The sequence below is a fragment of the Phenylobacterium sp. genome, assembly GCF_037968635.1.
Lineage (GTDB): Bacteria > Pseudomonadota > Alphaproteobacteria > Caulobacterales > Caulobacteraceae > Phenylobacterium.
Genome location: NZ_JBBKVV010000042.1, coordinates 1 through 6,566 on the forward strand (window position 1 = coordinate 1; position 6,566 = coordinate 6,566).

The 6,566-nt window shown below is 67.3% G+C and carries 5 protein-coding genes, 1 tRNA gene and 2 pseudogenes; 7 read left to right on the forward strand and 1 reads right to left on the reverse strand.

Annotated elements, in window-relative coordinates:
• The 4 genes and pseudogenes from AAC997_RS04275 to AAC997_RS04290 form a co-directional block, all read left to right on the forward strand.
• Window positions 1-522: pseudogene (locus AAC997_RS04275) on the forward strand (TonB-dependent receptor); the annotation flags it as partial.
• 104 nt (window positions 523-626) lie between these two features.
• Window positions 627-1,457: an enoyl-CoA hydratase-related protein gene (locus tag AAC997_RS04280; protein ID WP_340644455.1), complete on the forward strand. Its 831-nt coding sequence runs from the start codon at window positions 627-629 to the stop codon at window positions 1,455-1,457.
• 176 nt (window positions 1,458-1,633) lie between these two features.
• Entirely contained in the window at window positions 1,634-3,229 is a 1,596-nt protein-coding gene (locus AAC997_RS04285; protein ID WP_340644456.1) for a flavin monoamine oxidase family protein, read from the forward strand.
• A 15-nt stretch (window positions 3,230-3,244) separates the two neighbouring features.
• On the forward strand, window positions 3,245-3,628 hold the full coding sequence (locus AAC997_RS04290; RefSeq protein WP_340644457.1) for a cytochrome c: 384 nt from the start codon (window positions 3,245-3,247) through the stop codon (window positions 3,626-3,628).
• Window positions 3,629-3,651: 23 nt separating this feature from the next.
• Here the strand turns inward: AAC997_RS04290 and AAC997_RS04295 are convergent.
• Window positions 3,652-3,725 (reverse strand) — tRNA-Cys (locus tag AAC997_RS04295).
• Window positions 3,726-3,877: 152 nt separating this feature from the next.
• Between AAC997_RS04295 and AAC997_RS04300 the strand changes: the two genes are divergently transcribed.
• From AAC997_RS04300 to AAC997_RS04310, 3 genes and pseudogenes are all read left to right on the forward strand, one after another.
• Window positions 3,878-4,447, forward strand: coding sequence for a protein-L-isoaspartate O-methyltransferase (locus AAC997_RS04300; protein ID WP_340644458.1), 570 nt, complete (start codon window positions 3,878-3,880; stop codon window positions 4,445-4,447).
• 120 nt (window positions 4,448-4,567) lie between these two features.
• On the forward strand, window positions 4,568-6,079 hold the full coding sequence (locus AAC997_RS04305; RefSeq protein WP_340644459.1) for a TolC family outer membrane protein: 1,512 nt from the start codon (window positions 4,568-4,570) through the stop codon (window positions 6,077-6,079).
• 144 nt (window positions 6,080-6,223) lie between these two features.
• Window positions 6,224-6,566 (forward strand): annotated as a pseudogene (locus AAC997_RS04310) (DUF2497 domain-containing protein); the annotation flags it as partial.

Sequence of the window (6,566 nt, forward strand, 5' to 3'; positions counted from 1 at the left end):
GGCGGCGGTGGTTTCGGCGGCTTCGGCGGCGGCGGTCCGCGGAGCGGCGTCTTCCAGTTCGGCGTCTACCACACCGTGGCGTTCCGCGATGACATCCTGATCCGCCCTGGCTTGCCGGAACTGGACCTGCTCGACGGCGCGGCCATCGGCTCCGGCGGCGGTTCGCCGCGACATCAGGTGGACGTGCAGGCCAACTACACCAAGGGCGGCCTGGGCGCGTCCCTGAACGCCAACTGGCAGGCCGCCACGCGCGTCGACGGTGGCCCGACGGCGAGCGACCTGGAGTTCTCCGACCAGACAACGGTGAACCTGCGGCTGTTCGCAGACCTGGGCGCCCAACCCATCGCCCGTGACTATCCGTGGCTGAGGGGCGCGCGCGCCACCCTGTCGGTCGACAATCTGTTCGACAGCCGCCAGCAGGTTCGCGACGGGACCGGGGTCACGCCCATCAGCTACCAGCCCGACCTGCTGGACCCGGTTGGCCGCTCGGTGAAGCTGACCTTCCGCAAGCTGTTCTTCTAGCGGCGAGGGCTCGTGGCCACGAAACCTGAGCCTGAGCCCTTGCATCCAAGGGGCAACGGTCCTTAGCTGGCGCCAACGAAAAAACAGACAAATGGGAGATGGCCATGAGTGAAACTCTCGCCCAAGCGCGCGCCGATCAGTCGGCCGAGGTGCTGTATGAGGCGGCCGGCGGCGTCGCCACCATCACCCTGAACCGGCCGGAGCGGCTCAACACCATCTCTGGCCCCATGTTGTCGCTGCTGTCCAAGCTGCTGCTGCAGGCCGACGCCGACCCGGAGGTTCGTTGCGTCATCCTGACCGGGACGGGCAGGGCGTTCTGCGCCGGTCTCGACCTGGTCAGCGCCACCAGCGGCTCGGGGATCGGATCGGAAGCCCAGGTCAGCAACATCTCCGTCGACCTGGATCTGAAGACCGCACCGCCGACCGTGATCTTCAACATGAACAAGCCCACCATCTGCGCGCTGAACGGGGCGGCGGCCGGCTACGGCCTGGACACCGCGCTCGGCTGCGACATCCGCATGATGGCCCAGGGCGCGAAACTGGCCGCGGCCTTCGTCAAGCGCGGCATCGTGCCGGAGTCGGGCGGCACCTGGTTCCTGCCGCGCCTGATCGGCTGGTCAAAGGCCGCTGAGCTGATCTTCACCGGCCGCACGCTGACCGCCGCCGAGAGCCTGGAGATGGGCCTGGCCACCCACGTGGTCCCCGACGCCGATCTGATGACCGAGGCCCGCAAGCTGGCCGACGAGATCGCCGCCAACGCGCCGCTGGCGGTGCAGTCGGCCAAGCGGCTGATGCGGATGGGCCTGAACGAGACGTTCAACGACCACGTCCACCACGTCTATCTGCAGTTCCTGCAACTGATCCGGACCGGGGACTTCCGGGAGGGGATGACCTCGTTCCTTGAAAAGCGGCCGGCGGATTTCCAAGGCCGCTAAGGAGGCTTCGCCGGACAATTATTCGCTCGGCGCCCAAAACCAACGTCCGCCGCCCAGGCAATAGGCACGGCCGGACCCTTTTCCGTCCCGCAAAGGGTATTGTCCGAATGGCGATTGTCACCTTCACCCCATGCCGTTCCCTTGCGCGCCAACAGTATCGTGCGGGGATTTAGGTGATGAATCGGGACCTGATGAATGGGAGCGGCCTGTCACGCCGCAGCTTCCTGGAAAGCCTTGGCGGCATGGGCGGTTCAGCCTTGCTGATGGCCGGCATGAGCGCGCTCGGGTTCGGCATCGCGTCGGCCAACGCTGCTCCACCCGAGCTGGGTGAGGGCGGCAAGGGCAAGAAGGTCATCGTCCTGGGCGCCGGCGTCGCGGGCATGACCAGCGCCTATGAGCTGTCCAAGGCCGGCTATGAGGTCACGATCATCGAGGCCCGCGACTTCGCCGGCGGCCGCTGCCAGACCGCGCGCAAGGGCTTCAAGCTGACCGAGCTGGGCGGCGAGGCGCAGGAATGCGATTTCGACGACGGGCTCTATATCAATCACGGCCCGTGGCGGATCCCGTATCACCATCATTCGACCCTGCATTACACCAAGCTTTTCAACGTACCGCTGGAGGTCTTCGTCAACGACAACGACGCCTCATACGTGGCCTTCGCCAAGGGGAAGGGGCCGCTGGCCGGCAAGGCGATCCGCAAGGGGCAGATCGCCGCCGACACCCGGGGCTCGGCCGCCGAGATCCTGGCCAAGCAGGTCAAGCAGGGCGCGCTGGACCAGCAGATGACCGTCGAGGACCGGGAGAAGTTCCTCGCCTACCTGACCCACGAAGGCTACCTGAACACCGACCTGGCCTATGCGGGTACGGACGGTCGGGGCTTTGAGATCGACCCCGGCGCCGGGGTCGCCCCTGGCCCGGGCAAGGCGTCCACGCCCTATCCCCTGACCGACGTGTTGCAGTCCAACGCCTGGCGCGTGCTCAGTTCGGTGACGGGTTATGAACAGCAGCGGACCATGTTCCAGCCGGTGGGCGGCATGGATCAGATCGCCAAGGGCTTCGAGCGTCACGTCGGCAAGCTGATCCGCTATTCCACCGTCGTGAAGAAATACCGTCAGAACGACAAGGGGGTTGAGGTCACGGTGGCGGGGCCGGGCGGCAAGACCGAGACCCTGAAGGCCGACTTCTGTATCTGCACCATTCCGCTGTCGGTCCTGCGCCAGATGGACATCGGCGTGTCGGCCAGGTTCAAGGAGGCGATCGGGGCGGTCTCCTACGCCCTGGTGGGCAAGATCGGCCTGCAGATGAAGACCCGCTTCTGGGAGGAGAAACACTCGATCTACGGCGGCCACGTCTACACAGACACCCCGGAGATCAACACCATCACCCTGCCGTCCACGGGCTTCCAGAGCCAGAAGGGCGTGTTGCTGGGCTACTACAACTTCGGCGCCTCGGCGGCGAAGATCAGCGCGCTCAGCCCCAAGGCCCGGCAGGCGTTCGCCGCCGAGGGCGGGAAGCTCGCCTTCCCGGAGTACGCCGACAATGTGGAGACCTCGTTCAGCGCCGCCTGGCACCGGATCGAGCATAGTCTCGGCGGTTGGGCTGAGTGGAGCGAAGACTCGCGCAGGGACGCCTACCCGATCCTGTGTGAGCCTGACGGCCGGCTGTACCTGGCCGGCGAACATCTATCCTATCTCACCGGCTGGCAGGCCGGGGGAATCGAGAGCGCATGGCAGCAGATCGCCAAGCTGCACAAACGCGCCCAAGCGGCCTGACCGGAGAACCTATCGATGCGTCTTACGATCCCCACTCTGGCGGTCGCCCTTGGTCTGTGCGCCGCGCCCGCGGTGGCCGCTGACGGCAAGGAACTTTATCTCGACAACTGCGCGGCCTGCCACCAGCCCACGGGCAAGGGTATCTCCGGCGCCTTCCCGGCCCTGGCGGGCAGCAAGGTGGCCCAGGGTGATCCCAAGGAGCTGATCACCCGGGTGCTCAAGGGGCGAGGCGGCATGCCGGCCTTCGCCGGTGAGATGAACGACCTGGAGATCGCCAAGGTGCTCACCTATGCCCGCGCGACCTGGGGCAACAAGGGCAAGCCCGTGCAGCCCGCGCAGGTCACCGCGCTTCGCACCGGCCCCAAGGGGCCCACGACCAAGCCCGCGCTGGCGCACTGATCTTCAGGATTTGAAGGAAAGTTTGGAGGCCTGACCCGGAATCGAACCGGGGTGCACGGATTTGCAGTCCGCTGCGTAACCACTCCGCCATCAGGCCGCCGCCGACGTCTTGGACACGCCGGGAGCTTGGAAGGGCGGATGGCTAACAGAACGACCCGCCTGGAGCAACGTCTGTCGCAGGGTCGCATTGCGTTCGGGTTAAGGGCGGACCTATAAGCGCGCAAATTGACGTTTCCGGTTTGGGGAATCATGGCCGATCTCACCGAAGCTCGTTCGAACATGGTGGAGAGCCAGGTGCGTCCCAGCGACGTCACCGACATCCGCATCCACGACGCCATGCGCGTCATCCCCCGTGAGGACTTCGTCCCCGCCGGAAAGGGCTACCTGGCCTATACCGACGTGGCGGTGGAATACGCGCCCGGCCGGGCCCTGCTGAAGCCCCGGGATGTCGCCAAGCTGTTGCAGATGGCCAAGCCGGTGGCCGGCGAGAGGGCCCTGGCCATCGCCGCGCCCTACGCCGCCGCGGTTCTGGAAGCCTTGGACGTGGTGGTGGAGCGCCTGGAGGAGGGCGACCTGAAGACCGTGCCCGGCGCCAACTATGACCTGATCGTCGTCGAGGGCGCCGTCACCCGCGCCCCCGATGCCTGGCTGAAGGCGCTGGCGCCTGGCGGCCGCCTGGCGGTGGTCGAACGCGACGGTCCGGTGGGCAAGGCGGCCCTCTATATCCGCGCCGACGACGAGATCGGCCGGCGCACGGTGTTCGACGCCACCCCGCCGCTGTTGGCGGGCTTCGAGGCGCAACACGGTTTCGCCTTCTGAACGCCCTGAAACACCCACGAAACCTTGGTGTGAAAAAAGCTTAAGGTAGCGCCCTCTGGCGTCATCTCAATTCGGCGGCCATATAGGCCCCGATATCTTGCGTCGATTTCGGGGATAAGCATGTTCAATAGCCGTCGCGGAGGTTTACTCGCCGCGGTCTGCAGCGCGGGCCTCATCTGCGGTCTGACCGCAGGTCCGGCCGCCGCCGAAACCCTGGCCGATGCGATCGCGCTTGCCTACGACTCCAACCCGACCCTGCAGGCCCAGCGGGCCAGCCAGCGCGCCCTGGATGAGAACTACGTCCAGGCCCGGTCGGGCTATCGTCCTTCGCTGAGCGTGTCGGCGGGCGGCGCCTATCAGGAAATCCGCACTCCCGCCGCCGCGCGGGGCCTGAGCATCGACACCAATGGCGACGGCATCCCGGACGCCGCCGGCGCAGGCATCCGAGAGTCCAATTCGGGCAGCGGCGCCCTGTCGTTGAACCAACCCCTCTACACCGGTGGGCGCGTCGCCGCCGCGGTTTCGGCGGCGGAGGCCGACATCCTGACCGGGCGTGAGAACCTGCGCCGGGTCGAGACCCAGGTGCTGGGCACGGTGATCACCGCCTATGTGGATACCCGCCGCGACCAGGAAGCCATGCGCATCCGGCAGGAAAACGTCCGGGTTCTCGAGCGTCAGCTTGAGGAGTCCAAGGCCCGCTTCGATGTCGGCGAAATCACCCGCACCGACGTGGCCCAGTCCGAATCGCGCCTGTCCGCGGCCCAATCCTTGTTCCAGTCGGCCCAGGCGCAGCTCGCCATCAGCCGAGGCAACTACGTCGCCGTCGTGGGCCAGAGCCCCGGGGATCTGGCGCCGGAGCCGTCGCTGGCGACCCTGCTGCCGGCCACGGTGGACCAGGCCTTCGACACCGCCCAGGCGGACAATCCCCTGATCCGCGCCGCCCAGTACACCGAGCAGGCCAGCAAGGCCCGCGTCTCCGGCGCGCGCGCTGAGCGCATGCCGACGATCGGCCTGACGGCGAGGCTGGGGTACAGCGGCGGGGCCGAGCCCTTCGACGGCGATCTGTATTCCCGCAGCGTCACCGCCGGCGCGACGGTCAGCATTCCGTTGTTCAGCGGCGGCCTGACCAGTTCCCGGGTGCGCCAGACGATCGAGCGCAACAATGTCGACCGGATCGGGATCGAGGGCGCGCGCCGGAGCGTGCTGCAGAACCTGACTCAGGCCTGGAGCCAGCTCACGGCGTCTCGCGCCATCATCGGTTCCACCGACACCCAGGTTCGCGCCGCACGCATCGCCGCCGAAGGCACCCGCCAGGAGCAGCAGGTGGGCCTGCGCACCACCCTTGACGTGTTGAACGCCGAACAGGAGCTGCGCGCCGCCGAACTGGCCCAGGTCAACGCCCGGCGCGACGAGTATGTCGCCGCCGCCAGCGTGCTGGCCCAGATGGGCCACCTTGAGGCCAGCTACCTGACCCCCAACGTGCCGCGCTACGATCCCAAGTCGAACTTCGGCAAGCTGCGGATCACCTGGGGCTGGGTGCCGTGGGAGGAGCCGATCGCCATCGTCGATTCGGTGTTCACGCCTCAACCCAAGGAAAAGCCGGCTCCGAAACCGGTGTCCGCCGCCCAATAGGCGTTCCATCTGCTGAGCGCGGGCGCGACCTTTCGCCTGCCGCGCGAATCCGCCCTTGCGCAGCTAGGCGGAAATTGCAGGATCGGCCCGTCGCGCCTAGGCTGGCGCTGATGGATTCTCTCTTCGCTCCAGCGACGGCTCAAAATGTCTGACCAGACCTCTCAAGAACCGACAATGGAGGAGATCCTCGCCTCCATCCGCCGCATCATCTCCGAAGATGACGCGCCCGGCGCTGAGGCGGCTCCCGCCGAGGAGCCGGCCGAAGAGGTTGTCGCCGAAGACATCCCCCTTCCGCCCGAGGAAGAGGACGACGGCGTTCTGGAGCTGACCGAGAAGGTCGAGACTCACGGCGATATCGACGTTTACGCCGCCGCGGCGCCCGAGCCGGAGCCGGAGCCGGCCTATACGCCGGAACCGGAGCCCACCGCCTGGGCCGACGACGCGCCGGACGTGGCCCCTGGCGCCGGCCTGGTGGGCGATCCCGCCG